The following is a 14,107-nucleotide window of genomic DNA, read 5'->3' as shown; positions in this document are numbered from 1 at the left end:
AGCAGGCTTTCATTGAAGCAACCTAGTAACTTTCTGGTGTGGTGCCCTCGCCGGTTGCGGGACCCTCGGCGGCATGGATGCCGCCGAGGAGCCTCCACGGACGGATTCACGGCGTGTCCCGCAAGCGGTGAGGGCACCGCGCACTCGATGCACCAGGCTTTGACTTAAGCATCTGATCGCCCCTAAGAATCCATGGGTCGAAGTCTTGGTTGCGGTATGCGTTGTGCCACGATGGACTTGGACGATATGGCGAGATGCGCTGTCGCGCGGCGGCGCTGCGCTCTGGTTGCAGCGTTCTGCCCGTCCATCGATGCATTGCCCAGCGGCAACCCCGCATGACGTCCCACCGACCATTGCAACGCAAATGCCTGGATAATCGGCCCATGTCATTTGCCCATCTCTCGCTGTCGCCACAGCTGCAGCCATTCTTCGACACTGCGCTGACTCGCGCCGGTCACCACACCCCTACGCCGATCCAGCAGCAGGCCATTGTGCCGATGCTGCAGGGGCGCGACCTGATCGCGATGGCGCAGACCGGCTCGGGCAAGACGCTGGCCTATGCGCTGCCGCTGCTGCAGCAACGTTGCCTGGCGCCCGACACCGCGCCGCGCGTGCTCGGGGCACTGGTGCTGGTGCCCACGCGCGAACTCGCTGCGCAGGTCGAAGACACCTTGCGCCAACTGGCCGCGCATCTGCCGCGGCGGCTCAAGATCGTGGCGGCTACCGGCGGCAGTTCGATCAATCCGCAGCTGCTCGCCCTGCGCGGGGGTGCCGATATCGTGGTCGCCACGCCCGGACGGCTGCTGGATCTGGTCGACCACAACGCACTGCGCCTGAGCGAGGTCGCCACACTCGTGCTGGATGAAGCCGACCGTCTGCTCGAGCTGGGCTTCGGTGCCGAGCTCGATCGCATCCTGGCCTTGCTGCCGGCGCAGCGCCAGAGCGTGCTGTTTTCGGCCACGTTTCCGCCCGGCATCGCCTCGCTGGCCAAGCGTCGCCTGCGCGACCCGCTACGCATCACCGTTGCCGCCACCCCGGAGGCTGCGCCTGCGATCGAACAACGCGCGATCGCCGTCGATGCCTGCCAGCGCACGCAACTGCTGCGCCACCTGCTGCAGGAGCATGGTTGGTCGCATGTGCTGGTGTTCGTCGCCAGCCGGCATACCGCCGAAAAAGTCGCCGAAAAACTCGGCAAGACCGGCATCAGTGCGCAGCCGCTGCACGGCGAACTGAGCCAGGGTCGCCGCGAGCGTACGTTGCACGCCTTCAAACAGCGCGAGCTGCAGGTGCTGGTGGCCACCGACCTGGCCGGACGCGGTATCGATATCGATGCGCTGCCGGCCGTGATCAATTACGACCTGCCGCGCTCGACGGTGGATTACACCCACCGCATCGGCCGCACCGCACGCGCCGGCGCCAGCGGCCTTGCGATCAGCTTCGTCACGGCAGAGAGTCAGCCGCAATGGCGTTTGATCGAAAAACGCCAGGGCCTGCGCGTACCGACCAGCATGGTCGCCGGGTTCGAGCCGAGTCCGGCGACCGCGGTGCCTGCAACACAGATGCCGAAGACCGGCACGCGCGCTGCGGACGACAACGGCGGCATCAAGGGCAGGCGGCCGAGCAAGAAGGACAAGCAACGCGCCGCGGCGGCGACGCAGGCAGGCAAGCCCGACTGAAGGCGGTGGGCGACACCTGACGCGCTGGCGTCACGCCGAGGCGGACGCCACGCGAAGACTCAGTCCTGCTCGAAATCCAGTTCGCCGCCCGCGGCGCTGTCGCCATCGGCACGCGGAGTCCGCTTGCCGGGCTTGCGCAGGATTTCCACGAAGAACTGCTCGCCACCTTCGCTGGTGAGCGCATTGATCGAGCGGATCAGCTCGGCCGGCGGCAGCGGCGCAGCACTGGCCTCGTCCACCCCGAAGCGCATGTCGAAGTCCCAATAATCCGCTCCTTCCGGCAAGTCCTTGCGACGCTCGCGGCGGATGTACTTGCGGATATCGTGCTTGCTGGATTCCAGCAGACGATCGCGGTTCTTGCCTTCGAGGTTGAGCTGGTAGGTCTTGCGCATGGCGACATCGGTTGGGAGCTGGCCGCCTATTGTGAGGCCACACGGCCGTTCTGGGTGAATGGCCGGGGATTCGGTGGCCGGCGGCATGGGCGCAAGCGTTTGCCTGCCTCGGCGTGGAGAAGGCCACGCGCGCCCTGCGCCAGCATGGATACACGCCGCCGCTACGGCGCGACCGGCGGCCCGTCGATGCAGGCTGGCACAGGCGGGCAGGCCGCCGCCGCCTCATGCACGACGATGGCGTGTCGCACACCTCGGCCTGCCACCTGGCTGACGATGTCGATGTGAAAGGCGTGCCCAACGTGGCCGCAGCGGTGCTGCCGCAGATGATCAAGCAACAGTCCGGCCACGTCTTCAATACTTCCTCGATCGCCGGGCGCAAGGTGTTTGGCCAGGGATTTGCGGTGTCCTCGGCAAGCAAGTTTGCAGTGACCGCGTTCACCGAAGGCCTGCGGATGGAAGTCGGCAAGAAGCACAACATCCGCGTCACCAGCATTCAACCGGGCATCGTCGCAACCGAGCTTCCGGCACAGACCACCGGCGCGGAATATCAGGCCATGATGCCCGGTTATGCCGGCACGGTTCGCATGCTGGACCCGATGGATAGTGCCGACACCATCCTGTTCGCGGCGCAGGCACCGTCCAACGTCAACATCGCCGAAGTCTTCGTGCTTCCGACCGACCAGGTCTGAGTCTCCGCCTCACCAGGCAAACCGCAAGGCAAAGACGCACTGTCGTCTGTGCCCTGCGCGGCGCCACGGTTCCCGCACGCCGGCCTGCCGGCCGGCTACCGGTTCCTCGCAGGCCGCGGCCGCGGCCCACGCGGGTGAACGACCGCGCGCCGCCGCCTTCGATAATGGCGGCTTGGCCGCCACGGCCGAGCGGCATCAGGCGTGCTGCGTCGCTGCCCGGGTGCTACCGGAATCGGGCCGGATCTTGAACCAGATCGAATACATCGCCGGCAGGAACACCAGCGTCAGGATCGTGCCGGCCAGGGTGCCGCCGATCAGCGTATAGGCCAGCGTGCCCCAGAACACCGAATGCGTGAGCGGGATGAACGCCAGGATCGCCGCCAGCGCGGTCAGGATCACCGGCCGCGCACGCTGCACGGTGGCTTCCACCAGCGCATGGAACGGGTCCAGCCCTTCGGCCTCGTTGTGATGGATCTGCCCGATCAGGATCAGCGTGTTGCGCATCAAAATGCCCGACAACGCGATCAGGCCAACCAGCGCATTGATGCCGAACGGTTGCTGGAACAGGATCAGGGTCGGCACCACGCCGATCAGGCCGAGCGGGCTGGTCAGAAACACCATCACCATCGCCGAGATCGAACGCACCTGCAGGATGATGATCAGCAAGGTGGCCGCCAGCATGATCGGGAACAGCGGCAGCATCGCGGTGGTTGCCTTGCCGGATTCCTCAATCGAACCGGCCTCCTTGATCTGGTAACCGCTGGGCAATGTGTCGATGATCGGCTGCAGCTGCCTGGTGATCGCCGCCGAGACATCCGGCGGCTGCAGTTGGTCGTCGACATCGCCGCCCACGGTGATCGTCGGCACCCGATCACGGCGGCGCATGATCGGCTCTTCCATCCGCACATCCACCTTGCCCACCTGCGACAGCGGCACGCGCTGGCCGTTGGCACCAGCCAGGGTGAAGTCGGCGATGCGTGCCGGATCGAAGCGCGTATCGCCAGCCGAACGCGCCATCACCTGCACGCTGCGGATATCCTCGCGCACCAGCGTGACCGGCACGCCGCTGAGCAGGAACTGCAGTTGCTGCGCCACCGCGGTCGAGGTCAGCCCCACCGCCTGCAGGCGGTCCTGGTCCAGGGTGAAATGCAACGTGGGCGTGCGCGTGCCCCAGTCGGTGTTGACGGTGCGCAGCATCGGGCTGTCCTGCATCACCTGCCTGACCTGCGCGGCGATGCCACGCACCACCTGCGGGTCCGCCCCGCTGACCCGGTAGGCCACCGGGAACTGCGAGTACGGGCCGAAGGTAAGTTGGGTCACGCGTACGCGCGCTTCGGATGCCAGGCCTTCGGCAACCGCCTTGCGCATGCGCAGCTTCAATGCGTCGCGCTCGTGCTGGTTGTCGGTGCGCACCACGATCTTGGCGAACGACGGATCCGGCAACTCCGGGCCCATCGCCAGGAAGAAGCGCGGCGCGCCCTGGCCGATGTACGCGGTGACAATCTTCGCTTCGTCCTGTTTGGCCAGCCAGGCTTCCAGCTTGGCCGTGGCCGCGCTGGTCTGGGTGATCGAGCTGCCGTACGGCAGTTGCACTTCGACCAGCACTTCAGGGCGATCGGAGATCGGGAAGAACTGCTTCTTGACGATGCCCATGCCCAGGATCGCAAGCACGAACAGGCCCACCACCGAGCCGGCCACCAACCACTTGCGCGCGATGACGCGTGCCAGCGCATTGCGGAAGCGGTTGTAGCGCGGCGTGTCGTACATCGCGGCGTGGCCGCCTTCGATCTTCTTCAGATCCGGCAGCATCTTGACGCCCAGGTAGGGCGTAAACACCACCGCCACCACCCACGAGACGATCAGCGCAATCCCCACGATCCAGAACATGTTGCTGGTGTATTCGCCGGCAGTGGAGGCGGCAAAGCCGTTAGGCATGAAGCCGACCGCGGTCACCAGCGTGCCGGACAGCATCGGCGCGGCGGTATGGCTCCACGCATAGGCCGATGCGGCGACGCGGCTGTAGCCTTCCTCCATCTTCACCACCATCATCTCGATCGCGATGATGGCGTCGTCCACCAGCAATCCCAGCGCCAGGATCAACGACCCCAGCGTGATGCGGTCGAAGTTCTTGCCGGTGGCCAGCATCACCACGAACACCGCCGCCAGCGTCAGCGGCACCGCGGCCGCCACCACGATACCCACGCGCCAGCCCATGCTGACGAAGCACACCAGCATCACCACCAGCAGCGCGACGAAGAACTTGGTCATGAACTCGCCCACCGACGCGTCGATGTTGACCGCCTGGTCGGTGACCTTGCTCAGGGTCATGCCCAGCGGCAGCTCGGCATTGATTGCGCCCACTTCGCTGTCCAGCGACTTGCCCAGATCCAGCCCGTTCCAGCCATCGCGCATGATGATGCCCAGCAGCAACGCCGGCTCGCCGCCACTGCGGATCATGAAGGTGGACGGATCTTCGTAGCCGCGTTTGACCGTGGCGATATCCGACAGTTTCAGGGTGCGGCCCTGCACCACCAGCGGGGTGTCGCGGATCTTCTGCAGGCTGTCGAGCGCACCGTCCAGGCGAATGAACACCTGCGGCCCGCGCGTCTCCACCGAACCTGCCGCATTCAAGGCGTTCTGCGCATTGAGCGCCGCAAACACCTCCTGCGGACCGACGCCCAGCGTGGCCAGGCGCTCGTGCGAGAACTCGACAAAGATGCGCTCGGGCTGTTCGCCGATGATGTTGACCTTCTTGACACCCGGCACGTGCAACAGGCGCTGGCGCAGGCTTTCCGCATCGCGCGCAAGCAAACGTTGCGGCTCGCCCTTGGCCTTGAGCGCGAACAGCGCAAAGGTGACGTCGGCATATTCGTCGTTGACCATCGGCCCGATCACACCGGCCGGCAGGTTGCCGACTTCGTCGCCCACCTTCTTGCGCGCCTGATAGAACTGCTCCTGCACCTGGCTGGGTGGTGTGCTGTCCAGCAAGGTCAAGGTCGTGAACGCAAGGCCGGGACGCGTATAGGTTTCGCTGCGGTCGTACCAGCGCAGTTCCTGCAGGCGCTTTTCGAGTTTCTCGGCGACCTGGTCCTGCATTTCCTGCGGCGTGGCGCCCGGCCAGGCGGTCACGATGGTCATGACCTTGACGGTGAAGGCCGGGTCTTCGGCACGGCCAAGCTTGAGGAAGGCGACCAGGCCGGCCAGCGAAATCAGGACGATCAGAAACAGCGTGATCGAGCGCTCGCGCACCGCCAGCGCGGAAAGATTGAATCCACCTTCGCTCACGGCTGCGCTCCTGCCGCGGCTGCGGCTTTGGCGCCGGTCGTGGCGCCGGCGGCAGGCGCAATCGTGTTGACCACCCGCACCTGCTCGCCGTCGCGCAACAGGTGCGCACCCAGTGCCACGATGCGCTCACCGCGCGCCAGCTTGCCGGCAACCGTGGCATGGTCGTCGTCCAAACCCAGCACCGTCACCGGCCGCCAGCGCACCTTGGCCGGATTGCCGGCAATCACCCACACGCCCGGCCCCTTGCCGGCATCGAACAACGCGGCCAGCGGCACCTGCAGCCCGGCCTGCGGGCCGGCGGCCGTGCCATCGGCGATGCGCAGGCTGACGGTGGTGCCCAGCGGCGCATCGCCCAGTGCGCCATCGAGCACGTAACGTGCCTCGAAGGTGCGGGTCAGCCGGTCGGCGCTTTCGGACAGCTGGCGCAAGGTCGCCGGCACGGTGACAGCGGCATTGCCGAACAAGGTGGCCTGCGCTACCGAGCCGACCTGCGGGCGCAAGGTTTCCGGCAACTGGATCACCGCCTCGCGGCGGCCGGCATGCGCCAGCCGCACCACCGGCTGCCCGGCCGCGACGACCTGGCCCGGTTCGACCAGCGTCTCCATCACCACGCCATCGGCGTCGGCCAGCAGGTCGGTGTAGCGGTTGGCGTTGCGGGCCACTTCGGCCTGCGCCTGGGCGGCGCTCAGCTGCGCCCTGGCGGCGTCGGCGGCGGCCTTGATCTGGTCGTAGGCCGAAGCGGAAATGGCGCCGGTGCCGCGCAGATCGCGGTAGCGCGCTTCATCCTCACCTGCCTGCTGGGCGCGCGCCTGCGCGGCCGCCACCGCGTCCTGCTGCGCCCGTGCGGCGAGTTTGAGGTCGACCGGGTCGATCCGCAGCAGCGGCTGGCCACGTTTCACGCGCTGGCCGGCATCGACCAGACGCTCCTGCACCTTACCGGCGACCCGGAACCCCAGGTCGCTCTGCACCCGGGCCGCGACCGTGCCGGAGAAGCTGCGCGCCGCTGCACCGGCGTCTTCGACGATGGCCACCCGCACCAGCGGAGCCGCGGTGCGCGGATCGGAGGAGGGCGCCTTGCCGCAGGCGATCAATGCCAGCGGCAGCACACAGAAAGCGGCAGAGGTAACGAGGCGCCGAAGCATGGCAGATCCAGGAGAGAGCTGATGAAGGCTCGCATCCTGAGACTTGTGACTAAATCAGTCAATAGTCACAAACGATTTAAGGCGATAGGCTGCGCAACACCAGGCTCGACAACAGCACCGGCACCTCGTCGGCCTGCTCCAGGCTGTGCTGCAGCAGCAGCGGGTTCATGTAAGGGCGCAGCACCATGTAAATCGCCTGCGTGGCCTCGTCCAGTGGCGTCTTGCGCTCGAAATCGCCACTTTGCCGGCCTTGCTGCAGCACATCCTGCAGCAGCGTCTGGATGCGCACTTCATAGGCGCGGACCGATTGCCAGCGCTCGGTGGCCGCCGAGGTGGCGATCTCGTACAGCTTGCGATCCTGGAAGAACAGCCGGAGGCTCGCCTCGATCATCACCTTGAAAAGCCTGCGTAATTTTTCCGGCGGCTGCTCCGCCTCGTCGACCGCGGCACGCACCTCGGTCTCGATTTCGCGCAGGCAGTTGCTGCAGATCATCTCGCCGATGGCCTGCTTGGATTCGAAGAACTTGTAGATATAGGCCTTGGAGAACCCGATCGCCTTGGCCAGGTCCGAAACCGCGGTCTTCTCGTAGCCGTAGCGGCTGAAATGCTCGGTGGCCGCAATCACGATCTGATCGCGCACGTCATGGTCGGCCGGGCCGCGGCCCGAAACCGGATAGCTGGATGTCTTGCTCATGCCGCCAGCTTAGCGCCCCGGCGCCCCACATACAAAAGTGACCATTTCGTATTATAGTCACACCTCATCCCTGCCCGCCCGGTCTGCCATGCCTCCGTTCCGTTCTGTTGCCGTGCTTGTCGTTGCCAGCCTTGCCACGGGCTGCGCAGTCGGTCCGACCTATACCCGCCCCGCAGCGCCCCTGCCAGACCGTTACGCGGGCCAGGCGGCGGTCGAAGTGCGCCCGGCAGCGCGACCGGCCGAGCTTTCGACCTGGTGGACCGGCTTCGACGACGCGGACCTGAGCCGCTACGTCACCCAGGCGCTGGCGCAGAACCTGGACCTGGCCCAGGCCACCGCGCGCGTCACCCAGGCCCGCGCCGGTCTGACCGCCGCCACTGCCGCGCTGCTGCCTTCAGGCAACATCAGCGGCAACGCGACCCGCGCCTACCAGTCGCTGGAAACGCCGCTCGGCCAGGTGCTCAACAGCACGCCCAACTTCGACCGCTACGCCAGCACCTACGAAGCCAACCTGGGCGCGAGCTGGGAGCTGGATCTGTTCGGCGGCCTGCGTCGCGGGCGCCAGGCCGCACTGGCCGACTACCAGGCCAGCGAAGCCGGCGCCGCCGCCACCCGCCTGGCGGTGGCCGCGCAGACCGCCGATATCTACATCAGCATCCGCGGCCTGCAGGCACGGCTGGAGGTGGCGCAGCGCCAGGTCGCCACCCAGCAGGGCCTGCTGTCGATGGTGACGCTGTTGCATGGCAAGGGGCTCGCGCCGGAGTTGCAACTGCACCAGGCGCAAGGCGCGCTGGCACAGGCGCAGGCCTCGGTGCCCGGCATCGAAAGCGGCCTGGTCGCGGCGATGAACGCCCTGGACGTGATGCTGGGTGTGCCGCCTGGCACGCACCGCGCGGAACTGGCCGCCACCAAACCGATTCCGCTTGCGCCGCGGATCGCCGAGACGGGCACGCCCGGCGACCTGCTGCGGCGCCGCCCCGATCTGATCGCGGCCGAGCGCAGGCTGGCCGCGTCGAACGCGCGCATCGGCGTGGCGATGGCCGAGTACTACCCCAAATTCTCGCTCAGTGGACTGCTCGGCAGCGCCACCGCGATCTCCGGCGCCAACCTGTTCACCGGCGATGCCAGCCAGTCCGCCGGCGTGCTGGGCCTGCGCTGGCGGCTGTTCGACTTCGGCCGCATCAATGCGCAGATCGCCCAGGCCAAGGGCCAGGAAGCCGAGCAGCTGGCGGCGTATCGCCTGGCGGTCCTGCGCGCCACCGAGGACGTCGAAAATGCATTCACCGCACTGGTCAAACGCGAACAACAAGCCAGCGTGCTCGCGCAAGGCGTGGACGCACTGGGCAAGGCGCGCACCGCGTCGGCGCTGGCCTACGAAAAGGGCGTGGTCAGCCTGATCGAGGTGTTGAATGCCGACGAGCAGTTGCTGCGCGCGTCCGATGCGCAGGTGCAGGCGCGAACGGATGCCGCGCGCAGTGCGGTGGCCACCTTCAGGGCGCTGGGTGGCGGCTGGCAATCCAGCACCGCCGACGCAGTTGCGCTGCAGCAGTCGTCACCGCGCTGACGCAAGCACGGACAAGGTCGCTACCGGGCAACCGCAAACTGCGGCGCTTGCCTCATATCGGTGGGCGTCGTCTGTGCGCCAAGCGGGCCCTGCGTCCTTGGCGGAAGAAAACTCGCTGTCCTCACCGCGACCCGGGTGCGGATAACGACTGCGCGTCGCCGTGCACGCGATGGCTGCTGCAGCCCGCGCAGTCGTCATGTGGTCAATCGGCGTGGAAGCGGATGCCTTGATTGATCGTGCATTGATACGCCAGCACCGGCCCGCGTTGCTGCAGACCCGGCAGGTCGTACATGTAGGTGGTGAAACGCACGCTGCCATCCGGGCGCAGCTGGTAGCGCATGAACTGCTGGATCGGCTTGCCGTCGTTGGCCACGGTGAAGTGCGAACCGGAGAACGCGGCCGTGCCGTCCTCGGTGATGCGGTACGCATCGATATGGCGGCCGCCACGGGTCTGCGTGACCGGCGTGCCTTCTTCGGGTGTGCAGCGGCCAAGATCGGTGGTCAGGCTGACGTCGTAACCGGATTCCAGGGCTGCGAGCACTTCCGCACGGGTATTGAGCGATTCACTGGCCCAGGCGGGCAGCGCGCAGGCGCACAGCGTGGCGAGCAGGGCAGCGGGAGCAAGACGGGGCATGGCGAACTCCAGGATGGGGAAAGGAAGCGACCTGGACTGTAATCAGCCCAGGGCCGTCAACATGACCCAGTCCTGTCTGCAGCGGCGCACTGCGCTACGCATCACGCGGCATGATTGCGCTGTTTGGCGATGTCCGCGCGAGATTGCGCCGTGCGGGCTATGCTTGCGCGCGCAGAGGCTGCTTGTTGCGTGATCGGGCGCTTCTATCGCCAGAAAAAAAGCCGAAGGAATGTCGGCAGACGGCAGACGACAGACGGGCATTACGCAGCATCTGATGCACGCACAAAAAGAATGCTGCAATCGGCACGCGTCGACCGGAAGCAACTTTTTCAAAGAGGCATCACCCAACACCACGGGGTTGCACACCTACCCTCATCCGGCGCTGGCGCGCCACCTTCTCCCGATGGGAGAAGGGTTCAAGATGCAGGGTGATGAGGCACTCTCTCGATAAGAGAAGGCCCAAACTCGCACTCGTCACAGCTTCAACTTCATACAACCATCAAAAAGCTGCAATGCAAATCCACCCAGCTACAAGCGCGCATTGACCTCGCGCCGCACCTGTTCCGGCTCCGGCTGTAACGCCGGCATCGCGCCCAGCAACAGACGGTCTGCCAGGGCACGTGTGGCCACACGCAACTCCGGCACGGCGGTGATTTCCCAATAGCGTCCGCGCAACAGCGGGCCCACGCAATACAGCCCCGGCACGATCTGTCCGGCACCATCGCGCACGCGCAGTTGCGCATCGGTGTCCACGCCCAGGCCCAGCGGATCGGCACGCAACAGCCCAGCCTCGCGCATGCCGGCGATCAGCGGGTCGCTGGTGCGGTCGATATCGGTGTCCAACCCTGTGGCGCGGATCACCGCATCGTAATGATCGGTCTGCGCGTCGGCCGATCCACGCGGGCGAATCACCGCTTCCACGCCATCGGGCACCCAACGCGCGCGCAGCAGGCGCGCTGCGACGATCTGCAGTTGCCCCGATTGCTGCAATTGCGCCAGCTGTTCCGCTGCGCCCGGCGCAACGCGGTGCCGCGCCACCTCCCAATACGGGCGCAGATGGCGCAGGAAACGCGCACGCTGCGGCAACTCCAGCCGCTGCCACAGCGGTTGCAGATGCGGGCGCAAGGCATCCACCACGCGTCGCCAGTCGTCGACCACCGCACTGAGCTGACGCACACCGCGCAGCAGGCCACGCAGGTCGGCATCCTTGAGTGCGCGCTGCAGATGCGGCGGCAATTCCAGCGCCGCACCCGGCTGGCGCAGATGCGCCTGCGGCGCAAGGCCGCGTCGCGAGATCGCCAGCAGGCGGCCACGATGCCCGCGCGTGTGCAGGGTCAATGCCACATCCACCATGGTCAGCCCGGTGCCGACGATCAGCACGTCGTCGTCCGGCGACAAGCGCGCCAAGGCATCGCCCTGCCACGGCCAGCCGATATAGCGCGGATGCACGCTCAGGCGCGGGCCGATCCCGGCCAACGCCTGCGGCTGCAGTGCGCCCACCGCCAGCACCACCCGATCGCTGTGGAAGGCATCGCCATTGGCCAGGAACACGCGAAAGCCCTTGCGCGCACGCTCCACCGCCACCGCTTCCTGCGACAGCCGCACGATCGACGCCTGCGCGCCACTGACCGCGGTATCCAGCTCGCTGCGCAGATAATCGCCATAGGCAAGGCGCGGCAGGAATTCCAGTCGCCCGCTGTCGCCCAGATGCAGGGTATCGGCGAAGGCGCCTGGCGCCTGCGCATCGATCCCCAGGTCCTTGGCACGCACGTTGAGCAGGTGCTCCGGCCGGGCGGCACCATAGGCGATGCCGCTGCCGAAGGTCTCGGTCACGCCGACCAGGGTGATACGCACCTGCGCATCGGCCGTCTGCGCCAGCGCACGGACCAGCGCGGTGCCGCAGAAGCCGGCACCGATGACGGTGATATGGGTTTCCATGTGCAACTCCCACTGAATGACCCGCACGTTGTGCCCGCAGCGCGGCGCAAACGTGTAAACAAATGGTTAGCGGCGAGCAACCGAAAACGCATGAGCTGATCATGCTTGGTGATGAGGCTTGCGTTGCAAGCTGCGTGCACACGGCATTGCACAAAGATGACAGCGCACGCGGCCACAGCCAGATGCCGGTGCATGGCCCCCAACCTGGCGCGCAGCGCAGCGCTGCGCACCGCGATTTAGGGTGGCTGACAACACGTAGCGAGCAATCGCTCGGGGTATGTGGACGGCTCGCTCAAAACCTGAGTGTAGGAGTGGCACATGGCAATTCCGAGCACCGCCGCGCGCCTGGGGATGAGCGCAGTAGATCGCAAGCCCCGCTACGCGGTGGCCGGCGCGTCGTTGGCAGAAGCGGTGGAAGTAGTGGAATGGACAGCAGACATTGCGATGCTGCGTTCAACACTGTAACGGTACCGAGCACCGCGTCATGACCGGGCTGCTCGATAATGTCGGTTTCCGATCGAGTGTCCGCCATGTCCATTTCCGCAGCACCCACGCAAATCTCGCCGCGCAATCAACGCGTGCTGATCGCAGGCGGCAGCCGTGGCATCGGCCTGGCGATTGCCGAAGCGTTCGTGCGCAACGGCGCGCAGGTCTCGCTGTGCGCACGCAATGCCGATGGCCTGGCACAGGCCGCCCACGCGTTGGCGCCTCATGGAGCCCCGGTACACACCTTCGCCTGCGACCTGTCGGATGCTGCGCAAATCGAGGCCTATGTGCAGGCCGCAGCACAGGCGCTGGATGGGCTGGATGTGGTGATCAACAACGCCTCCGGCTATGGACACGGCAACGACGATGCGAGCTGGCAAGCCGGCCTGGACGTGGATCTGATGGCCGCAGTGCGCTGCAATCGCGCCGCGCTGCCGCACCTGCGCAACAGCGATGCGGCAGTGATCCTCAATATCAGCTCGATCAATGCGCAACGCCCCACACCACGTGCGATCGCCTATTCCACCGCCAAGGCGGCGCTCAATTACTACACCACCACGCTGGCCGCCGAACTCGCCCGCGAGCGCATCCGCGTCAACGCGATCGCACCGGGCTCTATCGAGTTTCCCGACGGGCTATGGGCCCGCCGCCGCGATCAAGAACCGGAGCTGTATGCCCGCATCCGCGACAGCATCCCGTTCGGGGGATTCGGTCAAGTGCAGCACATCGCCGATGCGGCGTTGTTTCTCGCATCACCGCAAGCACGCTGGATCACCGGACAAGTGCTGGCGGTGGATGGCGGGCAGTCGTTGGGGGTGTGAGCGGGGTTTGTGCTGGCGAAGATGCCGATCCGCCGCGCGTGACTCTGTAGGAGCGTGCCTGCGCGCGATGAAGCTTTATCGGTAACGCCCCTTCGCGCGCAGGCATGCTCCTACGAACAGCAGACAAGCAGTTCCTCCATCTGCGACACCCTCGCGACGACGGGCGGGTGCTGATGGAGGGCGGGTAGTTCTTGGGGGGTGAGCGGTATTTTATGCTGGCGGAGATGGCTATCGGCTGCACGCGAACCCGTAGGAGCGTGCCTGCGCGCGACGAAGCTTTACTGGTAACGCCCCGTCGCGCGCAGGCACCCTACGAACAGCGGGCACCCGTTCCTCTATCCGTAACGCCCTCGCGAAGACGGGCGGGTGCTGCTGGATGATGGACAGTAGTTGGGAGTGCGCACGGTATTTATGCTTACGAAGACGGCAATCGGCTGCACGCGAACCTGTAGGAGCGTGCCTGCGCGCGACGAAGCTTTATCGGTAACGCCTCGTCGCGCGCAGGCACGCTCCTACGAAGAGCAGACAAGCCGTTTCTCCCTCTGCAACGCCCTCGCGACGACGGGTGGGTGCTGATGGATGGTGGGCAGTCGTTGGGAGTGTGAGCGGGGATTTGTGCTGGCGAACACGCCGGTCCGCTGTCGGCCAACCGGTAGGAGCGTGCCTGCGCGCGACGAGGCTTTATCGGTAACGCCCCGTCGCGCGCAGGCACGCAGATCGGAAGAGCGTGGGGTAGGATGGTTTATGGGGGTGTAGATAGCGGTGGGGGGCGGGTGCTTAAGAAAG

General features: G+C 66.3%; 11 protein-coding genes and 1 other RNA gene. 5 read left to right on the top strand and 7 right to left on the bottom strand.

Features of this window, described 5'->3' with window-relative positions; all coding sequences use genetic code 11:
* Window positions 1-383: 383 nt before the first annotated feature.
* Window positions 384-1,676, top strand: coding sequence for a DEAD/DEAH box helicase (locus AC1KVE_RS05065; RefSeq protein WP_481092553.1), 1,293 nt, complete (start codon window positions 384-386; stop codon window positions 1,674-1,676).
* A gap of 59 nt (window positions 1,677-1,735) precedes the next feature.
* Here AC1KVE_RS05065 and AC1KVE_RS05060 read toward each other — a convergent pair whose 3' ends face one another.
* Complete coding sequence (locus AC1KVE_RS05060) at window positions 1,736-2,068, bottom strand: DUF6172 family protein (RefSeq protein WP_024938227.1); 333 nt, start codon at window positions 2,066-2,068, stop codon at window positions 1,736-1,738.
* 224 nt (window positions 2,069-2,292) lie between these two features.
* Here AC1KVE_RS05060 and AC1KVE_RS05055 point away from each other — a divergent pair, with 224 nt between their 5' ends.
* On the top strand, window positions 2,293-2,757 hold the full coding sequence (locus AC1KVE_RS05055) for an SDR family oxidoreductase (protein WP_260297445.1): 465 nt from the start codon (window positions 2,293-2,295) through the stop codon (window positions 2,755-2,757).
* Window positions 2,758-2,952: 195 nt separating this feature from the next.
* Here AC1KVE_RS05055 and AC1KVE_RS05050 read toward each other — a convergent pair whose 3' ends face one another.
* The 3 genes from AC1KVE_RS05050 to AC1KVE_RS05040 form a co-directional block, all read right to left on the bottom strand.
* Entirely contained in the window at window positions 2,953-6,042 is a 3,090-nt protein-coding gene (locus AC1KVE_RS05050) for an efflux RND transporter permease subunit (RefSeq protein ID WP_481092554.1), read from the bottom strand.
* Window positions 6,039-7,184: an efflux RND transporter periplasmic adaptor subunit gene (locus AC1KVE_RS05045; RefSeq protein ID WP_481092555.1), complete on the bottom strand. Its 1,146-nt coding sequence runs from the start codon at window positions 7,182-7,184 to the stop codon at window positions 6,039-6,041. Before AC1KVE_RS05045 ends, AC1KVE_RS05050 begins: the two co-directional genes overlap by 4 nt.
* 76 nt (window positions 7,185-7,260) lie before the next feature.
* A complete protein-coding gene (locus tag AC1KVE_RS05040) occupies window positions 7,261-7,878 on the bottom strand; it encodes a TetR/AcrR family transcriptional regulator (protein WP_039517156.1) in 618 nt (205 codons plus the stop codon).
* Window positions 7,879-7,966: 88 nt separating this feature from the next.
* Between AC1KVE_RS05040 and AC1KVE_RS05035 the strand changes: the two genes are divergently transcribed.
* Window positions 7,967-9,442, top strand: a complete 1,476-nt coding sequence (locus AC1KVE_RS05035; protein WP_481092556.1) for an efflux transporter outer membrane subunit — start codon at window positions 7,967-7,969, stop codon at window positions 9,440-9,442.
* Window positions 9,443-9,644: 202 nt separating this feature from the next.
* Here AC1KVE_RS05035 and AC1KVE_RS05030 read toward each other — a convergent pair whose 3' ends face one another.
* From AC1KVE_RS05030 to AC1KVE_RS05020, 3 genes are all read right to left on the bottom strand, one after another.
* The gene (locus AC1KVE_RS05030; RefSeq protein WP_024938233.1) at window positions 9,645-10,076 is read right to left on the bottom strand and encodes a VirK family protein; all 432 of its coding nucleotides are present in this window, start codon (window positions 10,074-10,076) and stop codon (window positions 9,645-9,647) included.
* A 528-nt stretch (window positions 10,077-10,604) separates the two neighbouring features.
* Window positions 10,605-12,014: an FAD/NAD(P)-binding protein gene (locus AC1KVE_RS05025; RefSeq protein WP_104543873.1), complete on the bottom strand. Its 1,410-nt coding sequence runs from the start codon at window positions 12,012-12,014 to the stop codon at window positions 10,605-10,607.
* 243 nt (window positions 12,015-12,257) lie between these two features.
* Window positions 12,258-12,334, bottom strand: a non-coding RNA gene (locus AC1KVE_RS05020) — sX9 sRNA.
* Here AC1KVE_RS05020 and AC1KVE_RS05015 point away from each other — a divergent pair.
* Window positions 12,333-12,479, top strand: coding sequence for a hypothetical protein (locus AC1KVE_RS05015; RefSeq protein WP_435012947.1), 147 nt, complete (start codon window positions 12,333-12,335; stop codon window positions 12,477-12,479). The two genes, AC1KVE_RS05020 and AC1KVE_RS05015, sit on opposite strands and share 2 nt — an antisense overlap.
* Before the next feature lie 65 nt (window positions 12,480-12,544).
* Complete coding sequence (locus tag AC1KVE_RS05010) at window positions 12,545-13,321, top strand: SDR family NAD(P)-dependent oxidoreductase (protein WP_065033033.1); 777 nt, start codon at window positions 12,545-12,547, stop codon at window positions 13,319-13,321.
* The last annotated feature ends 786 nt before the right edge of the window (window positions 13,322-14,107 follow it).

The organism is Xanthomonas sp. NCPPB 2864, from assembly GCF_056675615.1.
Note: the sequence above shows the minus strand (reverse complement) of the source record. Positions and strands in the feature narration are given on the sequence as shown.

Bases quoted from the DNA above. Each gene is read 5' to 3' on its own strand.
- AC1KVE_RS05065 (WP_481092553.1), top strand. From the start codon at position 384: ATGTCATTTGCCCATCTCTCGCTGTCGCCACAGCTGCAGCCATTCTTC.
- AC1KVE_RS05060 (WP_024938227.1), bottom strand. From the start codon at position 2,068: ATGCGCAAGACCTACCAGCTCAACCTCGAAGGCAAGAACCGCGATCGT.
- AC1KVE_RS05055 (WP_260297445.1), top strand. From the start codon at position 2,293: ATGCACGACGATGGCGTGTCGCACACCTCGGCCTGCCACCTGGCTGAC.
- AC1KVE_RS05045 (WP_481092555.1), bottom strand. From the start codon at position 7,184: ATGCTTCGGCGCCTCGTTACCTCTGCCGCTTTCTGTGTGCTGCCGCTG.
- AC1KVE_RS05040 (WP_039517156.1), bottom strand. From the start codon at position 7,878: ATGAGCAAGACATCCAGCTATCCGGTTTCGGGCCGCGGCCCGGCCGAC.
- AC1KVE_RS05035 (WP_481092556.1), top strand. From the start codon at position 7,967: ATGCCTCCGTTCCGTTCTGTTGCCGTGCTTGTCGTTGCCAGCCTTGCC.
- AC1KVE_RS05030 (WP_024938233.1), bottom strand. From the start codon at position 10,076: ATGCCCCGTCTTGCTCCCGCTGCCCTGCTCGCCACGCTGTGCGCCTGC.
- AC1KVE_RS05025 (WP_104543873.1), bottom strand. From the start codon at position 12,014: ATGGAAACCCATATCACCGTCATCGGTGCCGGCTTCTGCGGCACCGCG.
- AC1KVE_RS05015 (WP_435012947.1), top strand. From the start codon at position 12,333: ATGGCAATTCCGAGCACCGCCGCGCGCCTGGGGATGAGCGCAGTAGAT.
- AC1KVE_RS05010 (WP_065033033.1), top strand. From the start codon at position 12,545: ATGTCCATTTCCGCAGCACCCACGCAAATCTCGCCGCGCAATCAACGC.